Genomic DNA, 21307 nt, shown 5'->3' with positions numbered 1-21307 from the left:
ATCGTGGCTTCGAGACCGGACTTTCATCCCTGCCTGAGCAAAAGCGGTGAAGACAAGAGGGCAGGGCGGTTCCTTTGAAACAGGACCCTAGAGCATGTCTCCCGAAAGTGGGAACCGCCTACGCGGGGAAATCAGTCCACTGGACTGATTTCTAGTCCCGCTTCGACAGGATAAAGACATGCGTCAAAACAAAACCTTAAAGCGTGTCGCCTGAGTATGATTGAATGCGACACGCTTTAGAGCACACTTCCGAAAAGTGTAGAACTGTTTTCAGGACAGAATACGCGTTAAGATAAATGGTTGAGAGCCTGAATAAAAAAGCGGCTTCTGCGTGCAAAAATGGCGACTTTTGGAACAGGCTCTGATACGCACCGATCTGATTGAATCGGATTGCAACACGCTTTAATTGTGCTGGTGCGATCGAGTGATATTTTCAGGATCGATATTTCTAAGGCTTCGATATGATTTGTTCTTTTGGTGCTGGAATACGCGACTTTCTTGACGGCTGGAGCACCAGGCGCCTGTGGTCGGCATTCGCAAAAGAAGATATTGGCGACAGCCACAAGAATACCATGCTGGGGCCTCTTTGGCTGCTTCTGAATTACCTGACATATATCGGAACGTTCGGTTTCGTCATGCGGGCCGGCGGTGGAGACAAAAGCTATCTCGCCTATATTTCCATGGGGCTTATGACCTGGTTTTTCATTCTGGAAACCATCACCCAGGGCGTGGCTCTGTTTTCTCGTGAGGAGAGCTTTATCAAGGGCACGCCTTTACCGCTCTCGACCTATGTTTTCCGGTTGACCACGCAATGTGTCATTCGCAATGGCTATGCGTTGCTGGGTTGCCTGGGCGTTTTGTTGCTCTCGGGAATCTACCCATCCGTTATGTGGTTGTGGAGCGGCGTCGGCATATTGGTGGTTCTTCTGGCCGCTCCGGCTATAATAACAGTGTGTGCCTTTCTTGGAGCATATTTCCCCGATAGCCATTATCTGGTGTCGAACGCGATGCGAGTGGGCATGTTCCTGACACCGGTATTCTGGACTTACAACGGCAGTCATGGTGCTCGGCATATCTTTTACTGGTACAATCCGTTCACCTATTTTCTGGAAATAGTCAGAATGCCGGTTCTGGATGGTGCGATGCCGTTAAAGGCGCTTTCTCTGTGCCTCTCTATTTGTGTCCTAATGTGGATATTGGCCCTGTTTCTCATGGGGCGTTATCGAAAAAAGGTTGTATTCGTTCTGTAATGGTATCGATTCGCGCAGATAATCTCAGCCTGTCCTACAAACTGCTACAGCCGGTTTCATTTTCCAGGCGCAATACGGCTTCTTCGGCTACAGGGCCGGGAGGCACCATCGTCCATTCAGGCCGGCGAAGCGAGGTCAGGGCGCTTAATGGAGTAAGCTTCGAACTGGCATCCGGTGATCGGCTCGGCCTGATTGGTTCCAACGGGGCCGGGAAAACCACGTTGCTCAAGGTATTATACGGCATCTACGAGCCGTCCGGCGGCAAGCTGGAAGTCGATGGCAAGATCGATGCTTTGTTCAATATTAATCTCGGCTTTCGCCGGGAGGCGACCGGGCGGCGGAATATTGAACTGCGTGGCTTGATCAATGGCTGGTCTCCGCGGGAGATCGCGGAGCGCATGGAGCCGATCATAGAGTTCAGCGAGTTGGGCGATTTCATCGACATGCCATTGAAATCGTATAGCCAGGGTATGGCTGCGCGGCTTGCCTTTGCTGTGGCCACGAGTTTTGAGCCTGAAATACTTTTGATGGATGAATGGATTGGCGCCGGAGACCCCGCTTTTCAGGAGAAGGCCAGGCAGCGCATGGATAGCATGGCTGAAAAAGCCGGCATTATCGTCCTTGCCAGTCATAACCATACATTGATCAGGCGCACCTGTAACAAGGTTCTTGAGCTTCGGGCCGGGCAGGTTAAAACTTTCTGCACTACGGACGAGTGGTCTGACGGCGATTGACAAAGAGGGCGGGGCTGGCAATGGTGCAGATCATTCGATCGTACCAGTGGCGGGGTTCGTTTCATTTTCAGGCCTGTTCCAAAAGTCGCCATTTTCGCACGCAGAAGCCGCTTTTTGTTTCAGGCTCTAAGGGGGGGGCAATTATAGGCAGCAATAAGCTCGATTGAGTCTTCAAACCGCAAGGCACATAATATGGACCCAAAGAATGAAATGGCCGTCGAAGAGGCCGTCCGTATAGTCGATGGTGGACTTGAATACTCAATCTATTTACCCGACAAAGACGTTGATTATATTCAAGGATTTATTTTCAATAAAAGACTGCCATACGAGCGGGACATGCTCGTCAGCATGTGTTCGCATCTTCAAAAAGGGGATGTTGTTCTCGATATCGGCGCCAATGTCGGCAATCACACCCTCTATCTCGCTGGTATTGGCGGGGCCAGGGTTATGGCCTACGAACCCAATCCGCATCTGGCGGATGCGATCCGTAGAAGCGTTCAATTGAGTGGTCTGGGCAACGCCGTCACCGTACGTAATATCGGTTTGGGAAAAGTTGCGGGGCATGCGCATTTCGAGAAAGATATTCCCGAAAATCTGGGTGCGCAGAAACTCGATATCGGTGAAGGCGAACTTCAGGTCGAGCGTCTTGATGACCAGGACATCCCTTCGCCTGTCAAGATCATCAAGATCGATGTGGAGGGCATGGAACTGGATGTTCTGGAGGGCGGACGAGAACTCATTCTCCGCGACAAGCCAATCCTCTACATCGAAAGCGCTACCGAAGCCAACTATCGCCAGATTTCCACATATCTGGCTGAACTGGGATACGGGTATTGGGAGGGCTTCAATGCCACTCCGACCCACTGTTTTCGACCGCTCGCCTCCATTGCGCTGAATCAGCAGGTTGAGCGACTTATTCAGCGTGAGGTTTTTCAGGAATACAGGCTGCGTGAGCAATTGCGCCTGGCATATCGTGCCCAAAACGATGCGATTGCCAAAATGCACGGGCTGGAGCAGCAAGTCGACAGGCTTTCCGCTGATTTGACGAGCAAGGACAAGCAGGTTCGCGACCACGAGGCCGATCTGCTGGTCAAGGATGAAACGCTAACAAAAAACAATGTGATGTTGACGGAATATCAAGCCGAAATCGATGACCTGCAAATGCAGCTGAAGCGCCTGAACGATCTTCAACCCAGGATCGCGGAGGTCGCCGATAGCGTAGAAGCAGGCTCGTCTCCCGAACAAGCCGTGCGTGCGCTTTTGCATGAAATGGCCGCAATCAAGAAAAATTTGCAGGAAACAGGGAGTCGGTTTGACGCGATGCGTGTCCGCATGACGACTGCGGAAAAGCAGTTGAGCAGTATCGTGGACAGCACCTCTTATCAATTGTCGAAGAGTATCATCGGGGCAGGGACATCTTTATCCGGCTTTCTGAAATTGCCATTTGCCATCATTGCTCTTCTGGCGAGGGGTGTCTCAAGACGATTGGCCAAACGGAACAACAAGACGGACAAGCGGTCGTTTGCCCTGAAAACCAAGGATCTCATTATTCGTGAGATCAAAGCTCGCCCAGCTTTGGAGCGTCCGGCAAGAAAGCTGTATAACCGGTGGCGAGGTGGCCAGTCCGCATATGGTGAGGTGGTTGCAGGCCAACTGGTCAACGTTCCGGCAAGCCTGAAAGAAGATGCAGCGCCTTTCGCGTCGCGCATCAAGGTAGCGACCATTCTGGATGAGTTTTCGTTCGGAAGTTTTGCCTGCGAGTTTCAGGCAATCCCGGTTGAACCGGATAATTGGAGAGAACGCTTCGAAAGCGAGAAGCCCGATATATTCTTTTGCGAATCCGCATGGTCAGGGCCGGATTCCGTTCGCAGGCCGTGGAAAGGCAAGATATATGCGAGCGTGAATTTCAAGAAAGAAAACCGTACCGCACTTTTGAGCATCCTCGAATACTGTAAGGCCAATGGTATTCCAACGGTATTCTGGAATAAGGAAGACCCAACGCACTTCGACGATAAGGTGCATGACTTTATTAAAACTGCTCAAAATTTCGATTTTGTTTTCACCTCCGCCGAGGAATGTGTGGAGCGATACAGGCTGGAGCACGGGTGCAAGAATGTATTTGCCCTGCCTTTTGCGACACAGCCGCGGATGTTTAATCCGCTTGAGATCGCGGACGAAAGAACGAAGGATATTGTCTTCGCAGGCAGTTGGTATGCCGTGCACAAGGAACGTTCAGAGCTTATGGAGCGCATTCTGGACAGGTTCCTTGACGACGGTTATTCGCTCAAAATATATGACAGATATTTTGGAACGGATGACGACAATCATATTTTCCCGGAAAGGTTTCGTTCCTATCTGCTCCCGCCCGTAAGTCACAAGGAACTGGATCGTATTTATAAATCGAGCCTATTCGGTTTGAATTTCAATACGGCTACCCAGTCGGCGACAATGTTTGCGCGTCGCGTGTTTGAGCTGATGTCGAGCAATACGCTCGTACTGTCCAATTACTCCGTAGGGGTGGATAAAATGTTCGGGGAAGATGTTGTCTTCGTCGATAGAGATCCATCCCGTTTAAATGAATTGTCCGATCAGGCGGTGCAGTCCATCCGTGAGAGCGCGTTGCGCAATGTTCTTGAGAACCATACTTATGAGAAGCGTTGGGAATTCATCCTCGACTCTATCGGCTTCCGTTATCGGAAAAACGATCGATCCACGACGCTGATTTCACGCATCAAGGACCGTGCCGAGGCCGAGAAGACCATCGAATATTTTTCCCTCATCGAAGCTCTCTTCCCGGATGCGAAGCTATTGCTGCTTCTGTCCACGGAGATGCCCGACGATGAAGTGGCGATTTATTATCAGGATTATAATCGTTACGGTTACGGAGTGGTCTCGGAGGCGTACCTTGAGAAATATCAGCAACCTCTAATAGGTGTACTGAGCACCGCAAATATGCTTTATGTGTCGGAGTGCAATTTCCCGCCCCTTTCCTGGGTTGAAAAAGCCAGAGCACATATTGTCTATGCCGGAGAGCGGTATATTGGTTTCGATATCAATAAAGACAGATATCGTGTCTATCCTCTTGATGCGAGCAAGCCGTTGTTTGGTGCGTCATCGGGATTTGCTCCTTTGATCTACCAGGAAAACGGGAAAAACTGGAATTCGGCCTTCTATATCTAAGGTTCCCCGTGAAGATATCTATTGTCGTCCCGTGTTATAACGCTCGTGGAAAAATCGAAACTTGCATAGGCTCTTTGCGTTCGATCGATTTTCCCGCTGAGGAGTTTGAGGTAATATTCGTCGACGATTGCTCAACCGACGGAACTCACTCCTATCTTGCGGGTATCTGCGAGGGGGAGGCGAATTGGTCGGTGTATCAGCTCGCCTCCAATAGTGGCTCGCCTTCCAGGCCGCGAAATTACGGTACCCTGAAAGCGCGAGGGGAGTATGTCCTTTATCTGGACTGTGACGATAAAATTCTCCCTGATACGCTCCGAATTCATTATGACCACGCTGTTCTAAACAACGCCTGCGTAGTCCGTGGCTATTTGGTTGTGGATGACGGTAGCGGGAAGTTGAGGCCCCTGAACAAGATACCGTCCTGGAAGGATAGTCTTGGCAAAGTGGAGAGAATAAGGGAGATAATTTCCTCGCAGAGCACGAATCCCGTTTCCTTGATAAAAAAGTGTATTCTCATTGAGAAAAATATACACTGGAACGAAGAATTAAGGATGGGCGAGGATACCTTATTTCTAATTGAATTGTTGGAGTCTTCAAATAACATACAGTATATTGATCATCCAACATTCGTATATAACAAAAAAATATCGCGCAAGGCGTCAAGCACCCAGCAATATGGACGCCGGGAGCTGAAGAATCATATCCATGTCTGGACTGAAGCAGAAAAGATACTGAACAGGATAGGACTCAGCTATCATGAGATTCGACTTCATGTGGGGCTGAATGCGGCTTTTCGGTCGATGATTTTTCATGGCCGTGGGGATATTGACGAAGACACGTTTCAAAAGTTCTCATCTTTCTTAAAGATCGCTGGGGTGCGGATTAGCAGATCAGGCTTTTCTGGGCATCATCTCGAGATATTTAACGCAGTAATGTCGGGAAACTATTCTTTGTTTCTTGATTCTTGCAAGCCGCGTCTGTTGATATCTGGGTATGACTTGAAATTTATACTGTCGAGTCTTGAAGCGCTTAAAGAATATTTCAATATTCGAATTGACGAATGGAAAGGGCACGAAGCACACGACGAGAAACAAAGCCGCCAGCTTCTGCAATGGGCGGAGTATGTCTGGTGCGAATGGCTACTGGGAAATGCAGTCTGGTACTCCAGAAATGTCCGTGATGACCAGAAGTTAGTTATACGTATGCATCGAATGGAACTTGAGCGAAATGCCGGCGATTCTCTCAAATTGGATGCCGTTAACTCGATAGTCACAGTGTCCGTTTTGTTTTTTGAGAGGCTTTTGCAAAAGTTTAAATCCATCCCGCGAGATAAAGTGAGGTTGATCCCCAATTATTCTTCGGTGGGTGCTGAGGACGAACATCCAGTGCCGGAACGGCTGTTTAAATTGGGTGCGATCGGAATCGTGCCTAGCCGCAAGGGCTTTATGCAGATGCTCCGAATTTTGGCCGCACTCAGAGAAAGGGATACGAGATATTCTCTTGATGTTTTTGGTCACGGGCCAGAACAGTTTAGCTGGATTACGCGTGATCGCGCGGAGATGCAGTATTATGACGAATGCAATGAGTTCATTAGAGAAAATGAGTTATCGGATCATGTGAATTTCATTGGATTTGCAAAAATACCAGAGGCTTTATCTGAAAGAAAAGTCGGTTTCGTTCTTTCTACGAGCATATCCGGCGAATTCCCGGGCTTTGAAAGTTTCCATCTTGCTGTTTTGGACGGTTTCTCCGGCGGAGGACAGGGTGTAATCCTTCGTTGGGACGGTTGTGAGTATATTTATCCGCCATCAATGATCTTTGATACGGAAGAAGAAATCGTCGAACATATATCGAAGACAACTATCGAGGAATTCTACGAGGCATCCAATCTGGGGCGGAATTTGATTTCGTCACGATACAGCCAGAAAAATTTCATCGAAGCGGTTGTCTCGATTTTCAAGGAATAGGATAAGCTGTGCGGGCTCGGGGGCCGATAGTGATTGGGAGAAGTGTGAAGGGATGCTTCTGCAAGCACTGATGCAACGGAGGTCGTATGAAAGGCATTATTCTGGCTGGCGGCAGTGGAACGCGTCTCTATCCCCTGACGATGGCGGTTTCAAAACAGCTTCTTCCTATCTATGACAAGCCGATGATCTATTACCCGCTGAGCGTATTGATGCTCGCGGGTATCCGGGATGTCCTCATTATCTCCACGCCGCACGATCTGCCGCTTTTCCGGAAACTGTTGGGAGACGGGGGCGAGTTCGGCATGAGCTTCTCCTTTGCCGAGCAGGCCCAGCCCAACGGTCTGGCCGAAGCCTTCCTCATTGGTCGTCATTTTATCGGCAGCGATAATGTGGCGATGATCCTCGGCGATAATATCTATTTCGGTGATGGCCTGTCGCGCTTGTGCGAGAACGCCGCGCAGATCGAAAAAGGCGGATCGGTGTTCGCCTATAGGGTGGAAGACCCTCAGCGTTATGGTGTCGTGGAGTTCGACCGGACAACCGGCAAAGCCCTGTCTATTGAAGAAAAGCCGGAGAAGCCGAAATCCTCCTGGGCGGTCACCGGCCTCTATTTCTACGATAATGATGTGGTGGACATAGCCGCGTCGCTGAAGCCTTCCGCACGCGGTGAACTGGAGATAACGGCGGTCAACAATATCTATCTCGAACGGGGAGATTTGACCGTTCAGCAACTGGGCCGGGGTTATGCCTGGCTTGATACCGGCACGCATGACAGTCTTCAGGATGCTTCGTCATTCGTTCGAACCATCGAGAAGCGGCAGGGCATCAAGATTGCCTGCCCTGAGGAAATCGGTTTCGAGAAAGGGTGGATCAGCGCGGACGCCGTTCTCGAACGGGCCGGAAAACTCGGCAAAACCGAATATGCGGCCTATCTGCGCCGTCGCGTCGAGGAAATAGGGAGCGAACGATGATGGTTCGCCCTCTCTCGCTTCCGGGCATCTTCGAAATTACCCCGCGCAAATTCGGCGATGACCGTGGTTTTTTCTCCGAAACCTATAATGCGAGATCATTCGCCGAAGCCGGTATCGATCTGACTTTCGTTCAGGACAATCACTCCTATTCGGCGACCAAGGGCGTTGTGCGTGGGCTTCATTATCAGTTGCCGCCATTTGCGCAGGACAAGCTGGTTCGTGTCACGCGCGGCGCAATTCTGGATGTGGCGGTCGATATCCGCAAAAGCTCGCCGACTTTCGGGAAGTGGGTCGCGTTGGAAGTCTCGGCAGAAAAGTGGAACCAGATATTGGTGCCGAAGGGTTTCGCCCATGGCTTCATGACGCTCGTCGAGAATACCGAGGTCATTTACAAGGTAACGGATTATTATTCTCCCGAGCACGACCGCTCGATCCGGTTCGAAGATCCGGCGATCGGTATCGAATGGCCGATCCCGGCGTCCGAAGTGCAGCTTTCCGACAAGGACAGGAAAGCCCCGCTTCTGGCCGATGCCGAAATTTTTGCCTGAGGAACAGTATGAATATTCTCGTTACCGGCGGTGCAGGTTTCATCGGTTCCGCTGTCTGCCGCCATCTGGCTTCCGATCCCAGGGTCAATGTCGTCAATCTCGACAAGCTGACCTATGCGGGCAATCCGGCCTCTCTCCGTCAGATCGAAAACCACCCGAATTACCGCTTCCTTCAGGCCGACATCTGCGACGACACCAGCGTTCTGGAAGCTTTGCGCTCCAATGAAGTCGATGTGATCATGCATCTGGCGGCTGAAAGCCACGTCGACCGGTCTATCGACGGTCCAGGTGCATTTATCGAAACCAATATCATAGGCACGTTCCGCCTGCTCAATGCGGCGCTTGCCTATTGGCGGGAACTGCCGGAACCGCGCAGGTCGAACTTTCGCTTTCACCATATTTCGACGGATGAAGTGTTCGGCGACCTGCCTTTCGATAGTGGCGTCTTCACGGAAGAAACGCCCTACAAGCCGTCGTCACCTTATTCCGCCTCGAAGGCTGCTTCCGACCATCTGGTGCGCGCCTGGCACGAGACCTATGGCCTGCCGGTCGTGCTCTCCAACTGCTCGAACAATTACGGGCCGTTCCATTTCCCGGAAAAGCTCATTCCGCTTGTCATTCTCAACGCGCTCGATGAAAAGCCTCTGCCGGTTTATGGGGCGGGGGCCAATGTCCGCGACTGGCTCTATGTTGAAGACCATGCCCGCGCGCTGGCTCTCGTGGCGACGACGGGCAAGCTGGGAGAAAGCTACAATATCGGCGGACGTTCGGAACGCACCAATCTGAGCGTGGTGGAAACGATCTGCGCCATTCTCGACAAGAAACGGCCTCGCGCAAACGGCAAGAGCCATGCCGACCTGATAAGCTTCGTGACAGATCGCCCCGGTCACGACCGCCGTTATGCGATTGACGCCTCCAAGATCGAACGGGAACTGGGCTGGAAACCACAGGAAACTTTCGAAACGGGTTTGGAGAAAACCATTCAGTGGTATCTCGACAATGAATGGTGGTGGCAACCGATCCGCAGCGGCGCTTATGCGGGCGAGCGTCTTGGCGGCCCGGCCGGAAACGCGGGCAGGCCATGAGGATCGTTGTTACGGGCCGGGAAGGACAGGTCGTTCAAAGCCTGTTGGAGAAAGCCGCGGCAAGGCCGGATTTACAGCTCATCGCTCTGGGACGGCCGGAACTGGACCTGACGAAACCGGAAACCGTCCACGCGGCCATTGCTGCTGCAAAACCCGATCTGGTGGTTTCCGCTGCGGCCTATACCGCCGTGGATCAGGCGGAAGACGAACCGGAACTGGCATTTGCCGTCAATGCGGCAGGCGCCGGCGTGGTTGCCGGTGCGGCGCGCGCCTGCGGTGCGCCCGTCATTCATCTTTCGACGGATTATGTATTTTCGGGCAACTCGGACCGGCCTTATGTCGAAACCGATCCCACCGGACCGAAGAGCGTTTACGGCCATTCGAAGCTTGAAGGCGAACGACAGGCAGCGGAGGCAAATCCGGCCCATATCATCTTGCGGACTGCCTGGGTCTATAGCCCCTTTGGCAGGAATTTCGTCAAGACGATGTTGAAGCTCGCCGAGACACGCGACACTGTGTCGGTGGTTGCCGACCAGTGGGGCAACCCGACCAGCGCGCTGGATATTGCCGATGCGGTTTTCCGGGTCGCCGACCGTCTGACCGGCGAACCGGAATTTGCCGATTACGGCATTTTTCATCTTGCGGGCAGTGGCGACACGAACTGGAGCGGCTTCGCCCGCGCCATTTTTGCCGAAAGCGCGAAGGCGGGCGGTCCGACGGCCGATGTGGTCGATATCGCAACGTCGGATTATCCGACGAAGGCGGAACGCCCCGCCAATTCGCGCCTGTCGGCGGCAAAATTCGACCGGATATTCGGCTTTACGTCGCCTCATTGGACAGCGTCGTTGAATCTCGTTACCCTGCGGCTTCGATAACCCTCTGGATCGTTGCATCGTGGGAGGGGGTTCCTCTCACCAGCCTGTCGCCGCAGCCTCCCCTGAATCGAGACGCGACAGGTATCCCATACACCGGCGTGTTGGCGTATCGCAAAGCGATGCGAAGCCGGTGGGGATTGTCCGCATCATGGCGGAACCAATCGCCGGAGTGAATGTTTGGCTTACATGCCCAGCAATAATCAGACCCCGACAACGGATTCCATCGGCCTGCCGCTTATCGATTCGCAGGAACATGCCCTGTTTTTCGACGTAGACGGGACGCTGCTCGACATTGCGCCCGACCCCGAAGCTGTTGTCGTCCCGATCGATTTGCAGGAAGCGCTCCGCGTTCTTTCCGATGGGCTGTCGGGCGCCATGGCGCTGGTGACGGGCAGGGCGGTGGATTTCATCGAGCGGCGCTTTCCGACCTATCGCGGTCCGGTTGCAGCCTTGCACGGGGCTGAATTCAGGCATCCATCCGGTATGATCGAACGCATCGAGCCGGACGAGCATTTCCAGCTCGCCAAGGATTTTCTTTATGATGCGGCGCTTCGGGTCCGCGGTTTCGTCGCGGAAGACAAGGGAAGCGCCGTCGGGCTTCACTATCGCGCGGCGCCCGAAAAAGCCGAACTCGCTTATAGTCTTGTCGAAAAGGCGTCCAGGCTCGCCGGGCCTGCCTGGTCCATCCAGCGCGGCAAGATGGTCGTCGAGTTGCGCCCGGCCACCAGCGACAAGGGGGCGGCGCTGCGCCGCTTCATGGCGCATGAGCCGTTTGCAGGCCGGGCTCCGGTCGCATTCGGAGACGATCTCACCGATCTTTCCATGCTGAAGACGGCCGTCGAAATGGGCGGCACGGCGGTGGTGATCGGCGAGGCAATCGACCAGCCCGACGCGGCGCGGCTCGCAAATCCGGGTGAATTGCGCCGGTGGCTGACTGGTCTTGCGGGTAAGCTGGACGAGCACAATAATGAAAGGACTTCATGAATGGGACGCCTGATCGTGGTTTCGAACCGCGTACCGCTGCCTGACGAGCAGGGCAAGGCGCCTGCCGGCGGGCTGGCCATAGCCTTGCAGGCCGCACTCAACGAGCGCGGCGGCATCTGGCTCGGCTGGTCCGGCAAGAGCCTCTCCGGCCGTCAGGTGCAGGAACTGACGATCAAGGACGTTGGCCCCATCCGCTATGCATTGCTCGACCTGCACAAGAAGGACATCGATGAGTATTATGCGGGCTTCGCGAACCGCATGTTATGGCCGCTCTGCCATTACCGGCTCGACCTGATCGACTACACCCGCAAGGACATGGCGGGTTATTTCCGGGTCAATCGCCTGTTTGCAAAGCATCTTCTGCCGATGATCGAGCCGGACGACCTGATCTGGATTCACGATTATCACCTGATCCCGCTGGCGGCGGAGCTGCGCAATCTCGGCGTCACCAACCGCATCGGCTTCTTCCTGCATATTCCCTGGCCCCCCGCCGACATCCTGTTCACGCTTCCCGTTCACGAGACGATCATGCGCGGACTTGCCTCCTACGACGTGGTGGGCTTCCAGACCGAAAACGATGTGGATAATTTCATCGGCTGTCTGCGGCGCGAGAAGATCGGCAGTCCGGTCGCGGACGGTGTCTTCGAGGCTTTCGGTCACCGTTTCCGTGCCGAACGGTTCGGAATCGGTATTGAGACCAAAGCCTTCGTTGACATCGCCAGCAAGGCTTACAAGCACACCACGGTGAAGAAGATGCGCGAAAGCATAGTCGATCGCGATCTCATCATCGGCGTGGACCGGCTGGATTATTCGAAGGGCATTACCAACAGGATGGAAGCCTTCGAACATTTCATGAATGTCGATCCCGCCAATCGCGGCAGGGTGACCTATTTGCAGGTGACGCCGAAATCGCGCTCGGAAGTCCCGGAATACAAGGAAATGCAGCGCGCTGTGGCCGAACTTGCCGGTCGCGTCAACGGCGCCAACGCCACCGTGGACTGGACACCGATCCGCTATATCAACCGTTCGCTCAATCGCGAAGTTCTGGCGGGGCTGTACCGGCTGGCGCGCGTCGGTCTTGTAACGCCGCTTCGCGACGGCATGAACCTCGTGGCAAAGGAATATGTCGCGGCGCAGGATCCCGAAAATCCCGGCGTTCTCGTGCTTTCCCGCTTTGCGGGCGCCGCGCAGGAGCTTGACGGGGCGCTGCTCGTCAATCCCTACGATACTGAGGCGCTCGCCTTTGCCATGGCGCGTGCGCTGGCCATGCCGCTGAAGGAGCGCCGGGAGCGATACGAGAGCATGATGCGCTTTCTCTCTGTCCATGATGTGAACCGCTGGTGCGACGATTTCCTGCAACGGCTTTCCGCGCCCGCCGACTGAAATAATCGTTCTAAAGCGAGAATTTACCCGACCGGCTGTTGGGGAGCCTGATGACGCCGCCGCTCGTCGTTTCCGAAATATGCTCCGGATAAGAAAAGGAAATCGGGTCGGACAGCCATTGCGGCGCGCCGATCTCACGGGCATCCCTCGGGGTCATGTTGAAGCGCGCCTTGAATGCATGGGTGAACTGGGTACCGTCATGAAATCCGCAGCGATAGGCGATTTCCTTGAGGGAAACCGGCTTATCGCCGCGATCCACCAGAATCCGGTAGGCCCGGTCGAGACGCTTGTCACGAATGACTTTCGCCACGCCGCCATCGGAGGCGAAGGCGCGATAAAGATGAGACCGGGACAGCCGGAAAACCTGCATGATCGAATGCGGTCCCAGCAGGGGATTGGCGAGATTGTCGTCTATATAGGCCAATATGCGTTTGCGCATGGGCAGGTTGACCGGAAGGCTCTCCAGCGGCCCGTCTTCCGCGCCGGTTATGCCTGCGCCGAGAAGCTGAAACAGCGCCTCCTGCGCGGAGTCTGCTTCCGTTTCTTTCAGTTCTCTCGCCGTGACATAAAGGCTTTCCAGAAAATCGAAGAGCAATCGCGTCATCGGCGCGGTGTTCCGCATGACGAAGCCGTGGAGATTGCGCGAGCCAAAAGCTCTTTCCAGCTTGTCTCTCGGTACGATCAAGGCGATCCGGGATCCGGCATAAGCGACGCTGTGCACGACCTGAGCGAGATCGATGATCACGATATCGCCGGGCCTGGCATTGACATCGACACCGTTGAAATCACCACGCAGATCGCCGCCGGTGATGAACTGTATGAGATATTGGTCGAGCCCGCTCTCGGTGATGAGCTTGGGCGCGCGGACATAGTGCTGGGTATTGAAGCTGGTTCGGCCGATCTGGATCGAGCCGAACGTGCGGGCGCTCACCGCGCCTGTGAACTGGTAGTTGCTGTCGTCCTTGTCGGCAATGATTTCATAAAGAGGCTTCAGCAGCGCACGCCATACGTCGTTGCGGACCTTGTCCTCGATCATATCGGTGGAAAATGACGTCTCGTTTGCCATGGTGGATTACTAATATATCAATGGTTGGGGGAAACGTGATATGTCAGAAGACCGCATCCCGTGTTTTGTCGATTGCGAAAAGATCGTGGGCGCATGAATATCATTGCGAAACGGTCTGTCTGTATTTTTGCAAGTAATTTTTTCGATATCTGGAATATTTTTACACCGAATGAAGTATATATTAGATCTTAGTTATGTAAAAATAGTATAATATTTATCTATTTTTTGTAAATTATTGATTGATATTCGTTATGATATTAAAATAAATTCTTATCCAATAGGCATACTTTAGTTGAATTACGATGCCGTCAGGTCGCCCGATTGGGTGTTCTATCAGGGAAATCTCTGAGGAGTTGTGGGCGTTGGTGGGGATGGCCGCGGACGTCGGTGAAAACCTTCAGATCGAATGCCAGTCCGTGCCGATGAGCGGCGCGGGTCCTTCCTATCGGCAACCGGGAAGGCCCGCATGGGCCACGCCGCTGGACGACAAGACTTCCCGGGCGATCCGCTATCCGATGGCGCTTCCGTCGCCGCAACTCTATCAGATACGCTGTGGGCCGAAGACGAAGAAAGTGACGATTCCCATAATCCCCGACCTGAACGCGGGCCGGTAAACAGCCCGGTTCACACTTTTCGGAACAGGCACTTAACCCTCAATAAGGGCTATCGACCTTGCCCATCTCGACATAGACGGTCTTGATCTGGCTGTAATGCGTCAGCGCGGCGATGCCGTTTTCGCGTCCGATACCGGACTGTTTGTAACCACCGAATGGCACTTCCACCGGGGTCAGGTTATACGCATTGATCCAGCAGGTGCCCGCCTGAAGTTGGCCGATCACGCGGTGCCCGCGTGAAAGATCGGCGGTGAATACGCCCGCCGCCAAACCGAATTCGGTATCGTTGGCGCGGGCGATCACTTCGTCTTCGTCGGCAAACTCCAGAACGCTCATCACCGGCCCGAAGATTTCCTCGCGCGCGATCGTCATCTCGTCGGTGACATCGGTGAAGACGGTCGGCTCGATGAAAAAGCCCTTGTCGAAGCCCTGCAACTTCGGCACCTTGCCGCCGCAGGCAAGCGTCGCGCCTTCTGCCTTGCCCTTCTCGATATAGGCCAGAACTTTTTCGCGCTGGGCAGCGTTGACGAGCGGTCCCATCTGCGTTGCCTCATCCAGCGGATCGCCGATGCGAATAGCGCGCGTGCGCTCGACGAGCCGTTCGACAAAACGTTCGCGGATTTTCTTGTGCACGAAAACGCGGGTGCCGTTGGAGCAGACCTGGCCGGTCGAATAGAAATTGCCGAGCATCGCCCCGCCGATGGCGCTTTCCAGATCGGCATCGTCGAAGACGATCAGCGGCGACTTGCCGCCCAGTTCCATGGTGGCATGTTTGAGATGTTCGCCCGCCTGCGCCATGATGCGCCTGCCGGTCGGCACCGAGCCGGTCAGCGAAACCTTGGCCGTCAGGCGATGATTGACGAGCGCCGCGCCCACATCGCCAAAGCCCTGCACGACATTGAACAATCCGTCCGGCAGACCCGCTTCCTTGTAGGCCTCTGCCAATGCCAGAGCTGATAGCGGCGTGTTTTCCGACGGCTTGAAGATGAAGGCGTTGCCCATGGCAAGCGCAGGCGCTGATTTCCACGCGGCAATCTGGATCGGATAGTTCCACGCGCCGATGCCGACGCAAATGCCGAGCGCTTCGCGGCGCGTATAGGCAAACGATCCGCCAAGCTCGACAAATTCTCCGTTGAAACCGGAAATGATGCCGCCGAAGAACTCCAGCGCATCCGCTGCCGAAGCTGCATCCGCGACCAGCGTTTCCTGAAGCGCCTTGCCGGTATCAAGGGTTTCCAGCTTCGACAGCTTCTTGTTCTTTTCACGCAGGATTTCTGCGGCACGGCGCAGGATGCGGCCGCGTTCGACGGGCTTGAGCGCCGCCCATTCGCCTTGCGCCTTCAGCGCTGCCGCGTAAGCCGCTTCGATCACATCGGGCGTGGCGGAGTAAAGCTTCGCGATTTCCTCTCCCGTCGCCGGATAGATGACGGGAAGCGGCCTTCCGGCCTTGTCTTCCACGAACGCGCCGCCGACGAAATGGGAGGCTTTGGGTTGTGCTTTCATTGTTGTTTCCTTGTTTAAGGGAATAGGGGAGTAGGGGAATAAGGGAGTAGGTCGGGTCGTGTTTCAGCGCGCAAACATACTCACTTATTCCCCTATTCCCTTACTCCCCTAACGATCAGATACCCGCCAGCGCGGATTGATCCACGGCTCCTGATTGGAGCGCGCCAGCGGCGTGCGGCCAAGAATGTGATCGGAGGCCTTTTCACCGACCATGATCGACGGCCCGTTCAGGTTGCCGTTGGTGATGCGGGGGAAGATGGAAGAATCGGCCACGCGCAGGCCTTCGACGCCGATCACCCGGCATTCAGCATCGACGACGGCCATCGGATCGTCAACCGCACCCATTTTGCATGTGCCGCACGGGTGGAAGGCACTTTCGACATGCTCGCGGATGAAACCGTCGATTTCGTCATCCGTCTGCACATTGGCGCCCGGCTGGATTTCCGCGCCGCGATAGGGATCGAACGCCGCCTGGCCGAAGATTTCGCGGGTCAGCCGCACGCAATGGCGGAAGTCGGCCCAGTCATCCTCATGCGACATATAATTGAATTTTATGACAGGCTTTTCACGCGGATTGGCCGAGCGAAGCGTCACGCTGCCGCGCGATTTCGAGCGCATCGGGCCGACATGGGCCTGAAAGCCGTGCGACGGCGCCGCCGCCTTGCCGTCATAACGGATGGCAACAGGCAGGAAGTGATACTGGATATCGGGATATTCCACGCCAGCCTTCGACCGCACAAAGGCGGCGGATTCGAAATGATTGGTCGCGCCGTCGCCCGTCTTGAAGAACAGCCATTCCGCACCGATCTTGGCTTTCGAAAACAGGTTCAGCTTGGAATAGAGCGTGATGGGCTGCGTGCATTCCTGCTGGACATAGACTTCCAGATGATCCTGAAGATTCTGTCCGACGCCGGGGCGGTCGGCCACCACGTCGATGCCGTGTTCTTTGAGATGCGCCGCAGGCCCGATACCGGAAAGCATCAGCAACTTTGGCGAATTGATGGACGATGCGGCGATGATGACTTCGCGACGTGCGCGGATGGTGGAAAATGTGCGTCCCGCTTCGATCTCCACGCCAACGGCGCGTTTCCCCTCAATTACGATCTTGCGCGCAAGACCTTTTACCAGCTTGACGTTGGGGCGTTTCAGCGCAGGCTTCAGATAGGCATTGGCGGCGGACCAGCGACGGCCATGATGGATCGTCTGCTCCATCGGGCCGAAGCCTTCCTGCTTCTCGCCATTATAGTCTTCCGTCACCTCGAAACCTGCCTGATGGCCGGCCTCGACAAAGGCGTGAAACAGCGGATTGTCGCGCTTGCCGCGCTGGACGTGGAGCGGGCCATTGGTGCCGCGCCAGCCATCCTGTCCGCCATGCGCGTTTTCCATGCGCTTGAAATAGGGCAGCACATCGGCATAGGCCCAGCCGCGCGCGCCGTTTTCCGACCAGTGGTCGTAATCCCTGGCGTGGCCGCGCACATAGACCATGCCGTTGATCGAGGACGACCCGCCCAGCACCTTGCCGCGCGGCGTTACGAGGCTGCGCCCGCCGATATGCGGTTCCGGCTCGGTGGAAAAGCCCCAGTCATAGGTTTCCATGTTCATGGGGAAGGAGAGGGCGGCAGGCATCTGGATCAGCGGGCCGACATCCGGCACGCCATATTCTATGACGATCACCGAATAACGCCCGTCTTCCGACAGGCGATAGGCCATGGCCGAACCGGCGGAGCCGGAGCCGATGATGACGAAATCTGCTTCCATACTCATTTCTCCCCCGAAAGCTGCCGAGAAAGCTGAACCGCGATATAGTCTTCCACCAGCGTAATGGCCGAGGCGGCGTCGGGCGCATCGGCGCCGAGCGCATGACGGATATAAAGCCCGTCGATCATCGCGCCCGCGCCTTCCGCGATACGAGCGGCCCGCTCGCGGCTCGTAAGCTGTTCGAGCGCGAAAACCAGATTGGAATGCAGGCGGCGCGCATAGACGCGCAAAAGCCGTCGCGTATCCTCGGATTGCTGCGCGTGGACATAGAAGGTCAGCCAGGCCGCGATCGTTTCCGGCGCGAACTGCGCGGCGGAAAAATTGACCGCGATGATTGCCGCAATCCGCTCGCGGGGCGTTTCCGTCCGCTTGATGGCGGCGTTGAGATCCTGCCCCAGTTCGCGCAGCAGATGGCGCATCGTGGCAAGGATCAGCTTGTCCTTGCCGCCGAAATAATGATGCGCGAGCGCAGGCGAAACGCCCGCCTCATGCGCGATCTGCGCAACCGTCACGTCCAGCGAGCCGCGCTGTCCGATAGTGCGTATGGCAGCGTCGATCAGTTCGCGCCGCCGTAATGGTTCCATCCCGATCTTGGGCATTGTCGTCGTCCGCTTTCAGGCTTGTTGTGGCTCAGTTTATCGTTGATTGACTCATCAATCAATAAAAATAGGTATGACATCGGAACTTGCGGGACCATATGTTGCCGCCTACATTCATTAAATGAGCAGAGCCTTCACAAAAGAACAGGACGACGCGCCTGACGACCTCGGCGAGCGCCCGATCAGCCCGCATCGCAACCTCGTCACGTCAAACGGCCTGAAGATGATCGAGGGTGAAGTCGCCCGTCTGCAACGCGAACTGGCGGAAGCCAATGTCGCGGGCGAGCGTTCGGCGATTGCGCGCATCTCCCGCGATCTGCGCTACTGGACGGCGCGTCGTGAAACGGCGGAACTCTCCGTTCCCGATCCGAACAGCGATGTCGTGCGCTTCGGCATGACGGTGGAGCTTGAAAATCTGGATGACGGCAATAGTCGCCGCTGGACCATCGTCGGTGAAGACGAAGCCGATCCGTCCAGCGGGAAAATCTCGCACGTCGCGCCGGTCGCGATCATGCTCTTCGGCAAGCCGGTCGGCGACGTCGTGAAGATCAATAATGTGGACTGGGAGATCGTGTCGCTGACGGTCGTTTAGAGCGCCGTGCGTCCTTATGGATGCACAAGGGACGCTCTAGGATCAGGACCTAAACTAAGGAAACTACGCATCGTGCTCAATCTTATGAAGATTGAACTTGCACCGCTCGGGTTGATAGCCCAGCAATGCCGTCTGCCGTTCAAATGTTTCGTCTGACAACTCAATCGAAAAGCCGTCTGGAAATTCGGTTAACTTGAGTGTGTCGCCGGTCTTTGCCCCCAACATTTCAAGTATATGCTCGGGGAGAACGAAGCCGACGTCATCTCCCACGGCCTCCAGCATGATACGCATGATTACCACCCTAAGATTGTCTAGTGATGATAAATGCAATCAATGAGTGTTTCAAGGCTTTTACAGCCAACCTTTCCGGCGGAAATAATAAAGCGGCAGCAGGGCCGAGGCGACCATCAGGCCCAGAGCCATCGGATAGCCCCAGGGCGAGTTCAGCTCCGGCATGAAGGAAAAATTCATGCCGTAGATGGAAGCCACCAGCGTCGGCGGCATGAAGCCGACCGCCGCCACCGAAAATATCTTGATGATGGCATTCTGTTCGACCGAGATCAGGCCGACGATGGTGTCGAGCAGGAATGTCACCTTGTTGGACAGAAAGTCTACATAGGCGGTCAGCGATTGCGTGTCACGCTCCAGCGACTTGATCCAGCTCCGCGTTTCCTTCTTGCCGGAAGCGGGATTGCTGGTTGCCGACAGATAGACCAGCATGCGGCTGATGCCTGCGAGGCTTTCCCGCATCCGCGAGAGAAAGGTTCCCTGTCCGCCGATCTGCGTCAGTATGTGCCGGAAATCCTGCGTCGTCATTGGGCGCGCCTTGGGCTGGCGACGATAGATGGAGTGCGACGCCGCATCGATCTTGCCCGCAACGCCTTCCAGAATATCGGCAAGGCGGTTCGTCGTGGCCTCGGTAATGCCCAGCATGATCGAGAGTCCCGAGCACTTGGCCGAAATGAGACCGTTGCCCGGTCTGGTGGAACGCATCACATAGGTCGTGAACGACTTCGGATTGGCGTAGCGCACCGTTATCAGCCGCATTCCATGCAGGATGAAGGTGACCGGCGCCAGTTCCCTGTGGTCGAGGTCGACGGCGTGCAGGATCGGCACCGTGAGATATTGCGCGCCGCTCTCCATATAGAAGCGGCTCGATTCCTCGATTTCCGTCATGTCCTCGCGTGTCGGGATCGAAATTCCCGTCCATGCCTCGATAATGCTGTCCTCGTTCACACCGGGAGCAAAAAGGTCGATCCAGATCACGTTCTCAGGCAGGGGAGTTCCCGGTTCGGCCTCCACCGATGTGAGGTGGTCTCCGGAAAGGCTGTAGAGCGTGATCATGCTGGCACCTGAAGTCTCGAATGGGTGTTATCCTCAAAGGGGCACTTTGCGCCAGAATTATTAACGGAATGCGGCAGTCGGCGCCACCCCCGGCACGAAGACGCGTTCCACCGTTGACAGAGCCGCCATCGATCGCTAATTCATCAAGTCATCCGATGACTTTGGTGAAAACATGAAGGCAATATCCCGCAAGAGCCTGACGGATGCGGCAATGCAGTCGTTGCGCACGGAAATCATGTCGGGCCGCTGGGCCGTGGGCGATCAGCTTCCCAATGAAGCGGCGCTTTCCGCAAAGCTGGGCGTCAGCCGGGGCACGGTGCGCGAGGCGGTGCGCGCGCTGGTGGCGCAGGGTATGCTCGAAACGCGTCAGGGTTCGGGCACCTATGTCCGTTCGACCTCCGATGCGTCGCGCAGCCTCGACCGCATCCGTCATTCCAGCCTTCGTGACCGGTTTGAAACGCGGGCGCTTCTGGAAACGGAAGCCGCGCGCCTTGCCGCCCTGCGCGCGACGCCCGAAACGATCGCGCAACTGGAAAAAATGCTGGCGCAGCGCAGCAATCGCGATCAACTCGACCGGTCGGTCTTCGTTGCCCGCGATTTTGCCTTTCACGAAGCCATCGTTGCCGCTTCGGGCAATAGCGCCCTTATCGAAGTCTATAATCTTTTTTCCGCGTCCATACGCGATTCCATAGAAGCCACGCTCGATGGCGAATTGCCCGAACCGAGCGACGAGGCGCACCGTCAGATCGTGGAAGCCATCGCGGCAGGCGACCCTGATGAAGCCAGTGCGACCGTTCGCCGGTTCATGGCCCCCCTGATTGAAGCACTTGAAAGGTTGTTGGCATCATGAGCCA

General features: G+C 55.4%; 19 protein-coding genes and 1 pseudogene. 14 read left to right on the top strand and 6 right to left on the bottom strand.

Features of this window, described 5'->3' with window-relative positions; translation table 11 throughout:
- Positions 1-461 precede the first annotated feature (461 nt).
- The 11 genes and pseudogenes from FHS76_RS17995 to otsA all read left to right on the top strand — a co-directional run bounded on the left by FHS76_RS17995 (position 462) and on the right by otsA (position 12977).
- Positions 462-1250, top strand: coding sequence for an ABC transporter permease (locus FHS76_RS17995; protein WP_183656011.1), 789 nt, complete (start codon positions 462-464; stop codon positions 1248-1250).
- Positions 1250-1984 (top strand): ABC transporter ATP-binding protein, encoded by a 735-nt coding sequence (locus tag FHS76_RS17990; RefSeq protein WP_183656009.1) that lies wholly within the window; start codon positions 1250-1252, stop codon positions 1982-1984. Before FHS76_RS17995 ends, FHS76_RS17990 begins: the two co-directional genes overlap by 1 nt.
- A 192-nt stretch (positions 1985-2176) precedes the next feature.
- Positions 2177-5164, top strand: a complete 2988-nt coding sequence (locus FHS76_RS17985; RefSeq protein WP_183656007.1) for an FkbM family methyltransferase — start codon at positions 2177-2179, stop codon at positions 5162-5164.
- 8 nt (positions 5165-5172) lie between these two features.
- Positions 5173-5568 (top strand): annotated as a pseudogene (locus tag FHS76_RS22625) (glycosyltransferase family 2 protein); the annotation flags it as partial.
- A gap of 147 nt (positions 5569-5715) precedes the next feature.
- Positions 5716-7131: a glycosyltransferase family protein gene (locus FHS76_RS17980; protein WP_235992755.1), complete on the top strand. Its 1416-nt coding sequence runs from the start codon at positions 5716-5718 to the stop codon at positions 7129-7131.
- An 86-nt stretch (positions 7132-7217) separates the two neighbouring features.
- The gene (gene rfbA / locus FHS76_RS17975; protein WP_183655999.1) at positions 7218-8102 is read left to right on the top strand and encodes a glucose-1-phosphate thymidylyltransferase RfbA; all 885 of its coding nucleotides are present in this window, start codon (positions 7218-7220) and stop codon (positions 8100-8102) included.
- On the top strand, positions 8099-8650 hold the full coding sequence (gene rfbC / locus FHS76_RS17970; RefSeq protein ID WP_183655997.1) for a dTDP-4-dehydrorhamnose 3,5-epimerase: 552 nt from the start codon (positions 8099-8101) through the stop codon (positions 8648-8650). The genes rfbA and rfbC overlap by 4 nt, the downstream gene beginning before the upstream one ends.
- Before the next feature lie 8 nt (positions 8651-8658).
- Positions 8659-9735 (top strand): dTDP-glucose 4,6-dehydratase, encoded by a 1077-nt coding sequence (gene rfbB / locus FHS76_RS17965; protein WP_183655995.1) that lies wholly within the window; start codon positions 8659-8661, stop codon positions 9733-9735.
- On the top strand, positions 9732-10610 hold the full coding sequence (gene rfbD / locus FHS76_RS17960; RefSeq protein ID WP_183655993.1) for a dTDP-4-dehydrorhamnose reductase: 879 nt from the start codon (positions 9732-9734) through the stop codon (positions 10608-10610). The genes rfbB and rfbD overlap by 4 nt, the downstream gene beginning before the upstream one ends.
- Before the next feature lie 186 nt (positions 10611-10796).
- Positions 10797-11594 carry a trehalose-phosphatase gene (gene otsB / locus FHS76_RS17955; protein ID WP_183656076.1) on the top strand — a complete coding sequence of 266 codons (798 nt, stop codon included), beginning with the start codon at positions 10797-10799 and terminating at the stop codon, positions 11592-11594.
- Positions 11595-12977 (top strand): alpha,alpha-trehalose-phosphate synthase (UDP-forming), encoded by a 1383-nt coding sequence (otsA, locus tag FHS76_RS17950; RefSeq protein WP_183655991.1) that lies wholly within the window; start codon positions 11595-11597, stop codon positions 12975-12977. It begins immediately after the preceding gene.
- 10 nt (positions 12978-12987) lie between these two features.
- On the opposite strand, the gene FHS76_RS17945 is transcribed toward otsA, so the two are convergent.
- The gene (locus FHS76_RS17945; RefSeq protein WP_183655989.1) at positions 12988-14043 is read right to left on the bottom strand and encodes a helix-turn-helix domain-containing protein; all 1056 of its coding nucleotides are present in this window, start codon (positions 14041-14043) and stop codon (positions 12988-12990) included.
- Positions 14044-14414: 371 nt separating this feature from the next.
- Here FHS76_RS17945 and FHS76_RS17940 point away from each other — a divergent pair, with 371 nt between their 5' ends.
- Positions 14415-14657, top strand: coding sequence for a hypothetical protein (locus tag FHS76_RS17940; RefSeq protein WP_183655988.1), 243 nt, complete (start codon positions 14415-14417; stop codon positions 14655-14657).
- 39 nt (positions 14658-14696) lie between these two features.
- Here FHS76_RS17940 and betB read toward each other — a convergent pair whose 3' ends face one another.
- The 3 genes from betB to betI form a co-directional block, all read right to left on the bottom strand.
- The gene (gene betB / locus FHS76_RS17935) at positions 14697-16160 is read right to left on the bottom strand and encodes a betaine-aldehyde dehydrogenase (protein WP_183655986.1); all 1464 of its coding nucleotides are present in this window, start codon (positions 16158-16160) and stop codon (positions 14697-14699) included.
- A gap of 108 nt (positions 16161-16268) precedes the next feature.
- On the bottom strand, positions 16269-17918 hold the full coding sequence (gene betA, locus FHS76_RS17930; protein WP_183656062.1) for a choline dehydrogenase: 1650 nt from the start codon (positions 17916-17918) through the stop codon (positions 16269-16271).
- Between the two features lie 2 nt (positions 17919-17920).
- Positions 17921-18517 carry a transcriptional regulator BetI gene (betI, locus tag FHS76_RS17925; protein WP_183655984.1) on the bottom strand — a complete coding sequence of 199 codons (597 nt, stop codon included), beginning with the start codon at positions 18515-18517 and terminating at the stop codon, positions 17921-17923.
- A 121-nt stretch (positions 18518-18638) separates the two neighbouring features.
- Between betI and FHS76_RS17920 the strand changes: the two genes are divergently transcribed.
- On the top strand, positions 18639-19109 hold the full coding sequence (locus FHS76_RS17920; RefSeq protein WP_183655982.1) for a GreA/GreB family elongation factor: 471 nt from the start codon (positions 18639-18641) through the stop codon (positions 19107-19109).
- 63 nt (positions 19110-19172) lie between these two features.
- Here FHS76_RS17920 and FHS76_RS17915 read toward each other — a convergent pair whose 3' ends face one another.
- Positions 19173-19400, bottom strand: a complete 228-nt coding sequence (locus FHS76_RS17915; protein WP_183655979.1) for an AbrB/MazE/SpoVT family DNA-binding domain-containing protein — start codon at positions 19398-19400, stop codon at positions 19173-19175.
- A 60-nt stretch (positions 19401-19460) separates the two neighbouring features.
- Complete coding sequence (locus FHS76_RS17910) at positions 19461-20453, bottom strand: magnesium transporter CorA family protein (RefSeq protein ID WP_183655977.1); 993 nt, start codon at positions 20451-20453, stop codon at positions 19461-19463.
- A 172-nt stretch (positions 20454-20625) separates the two neighbouring features.
- Between FHS76_RS17910 and FHS76_RS17905 the strand changes: the two genes are divergently transcribed.
- The gene (locus FHS76_RS17905) at positions 20626-21303 is read left to right on the top strand and encodes a FadR/GntR family transcriptional regulator (protein ID WP_183655974.1); all 678 of its coding nucleotides are present in this window, start codon (positions 20626-20628) and stop codon (positions 21301-21303) included.
- Positions 21304-21307: the final 4 nt, after the last annotated feature.

The organism is Brucella daejeonensis, from assembly GCF_014199265.1.
In the GTDB taxonomy this organism is placed as follows: domain Bacteria; phylum Pseudomonadota; class Alphaproteobacteria; order Rhizobiales; family Rhizobiaceae; genus Brucella; species Brucella daejeonensis.
Note: the sequence above shows the minus strand (reverse complement) of the source record. Positions and strands in the feature narration are given on the sequence as shown.

Excerpts from the sequence above, each read along its gene's own strand:
- FHS76_RS17995 (WP_183656011.1), top strand. The coding sequence starts at position 462 with ATGATTTGTTCTTTTGGTGCTGGAATACGCGACTTTCTTGACGGCTGG.
- FHS76_RS17990 (WP_183656009.1), top strand. The coding sequence starts at position 1,250 with ATGGTATCGATTCGCGCAGATAATCTCAGCCTGTCCTACAAACTGCTA.
- FHS76_RS17985 (WP_183656007.1), top strand. The coding sequence starts at position 2,177 with ATGGACCCAAAGAATGAAATGGCCGTCGAAGAGGCCGTCCGTATAGTC.
- FHS76_RS17980 (WP_235992755.1), top strand. The coding sequence starts at position 5,716 with ATGGGCGAGGATACCTTATTTCTAATTGAATTGTTGGAGTCTTCAAAT.
- rfbA (WP_183655999.1), top strand. The coding sequence starts at position 7,218 with ATGAAAGGCATTATTCTGGCTGGCGGCAGTGGAACGCGTCTCTATCCC.
- rfbC (WP_183655997.1), top strand. The coding sequence starts at position 8,099 with ATGATGGTTCGCCCTCTCTCGCTTCCGGGCATCTTCGAAATTACCCCG.
- rfbB (WP_183655995.1), top strand. The coding sequence starts at position 8,659 with ATGAATATTCTCGTTACCGGCGGTGCAGGTTTCATCGGTTCCGCTGTC.
- rfbD (WP_183655993.1), top strand. The coding sequence starts at position 9,732 with ATGAGGATCGTTGTTACGGGCCGGGAAGGACAGGTCGTTCAAAGCCTG.
- otsB (WP_183656076.1), top strand. The coding sequence starts at position 10,797 with ATGCCCAGCAATAATCAGACCCCGACAACGGATTCCATCGGCCTGCCG.
- otsA (WP_183655991.1), top strand. The coding sequence starts at position 11,595 with ATGGGACGCCTGATCGTGGTTTCGAACCGCGTACCGCTGCCTGACGAG.
- FHS76_RS17945 (WP_183655989.1), bottom strand. The coding sequence starts at position 14,043 with ATGGCAAACGAGACGTCATTTTCCACCGATATGATCGAGGACAAGGTC.
- FHS76_RS17940 (WP_183655988.1), top strand. The coding sequence starts at position 14,415 with ATGGCCGCGGACGTCGGTGAAAACCTTCAGATCGAATGCCAGTCCGTG.
- betB (WP_183655986.1), bottom strand. The coding sequence starts at position 16,160 with ATGAAAGCACAACCCAAAGCCTCCCATTTCGTCGGCGGCGCGTTCGTG.
- betA (WP_183656062.1), bottom strand. The coding sequence starts at position 17,918 with ATGGAAGCAGATTTCGTCATCATCGGCTCCGGCTCCGCCGGTTCGGCC.
- betI (WP_183655984.1), bottom strand. The coding sequence starts at position 18,517 with ATGCCCAAGATCGGGATGGAACCATTACGGCGGCGCGAACTGATCGAC.
- FHS76_RS17920 (WP_183655982.1), top strand. The coding sequence starts at position 18,639 with ATGAGCAGAGCCTTCACAAAAGAACAGGACGACGCGCCTGACGACCTC.
- FHS76_RS17915 (WP_183655979.1), bottom strand. The coding sequence starts at position 19,400 with ATGCGTATCATGCTGGAGGCCGTGGGAGATGACGTCGGCTTCGTTCTC.
- FHS76_RS17910 (WP_183655977.1), bottom strand. The coding sequence starts at position 20,453 with ATGATCACGCTCTACAGCCTTTCCGGAGACCACCTCACATCGGTGGAG.
- FHS76_RS17905 (WP_183655974.1), top strand. The coding sequence starts at position 20,626 with ATGAAGGCAATATCCCGCAAGAGCCTGACGGATGCGGCAATGCAGTCG.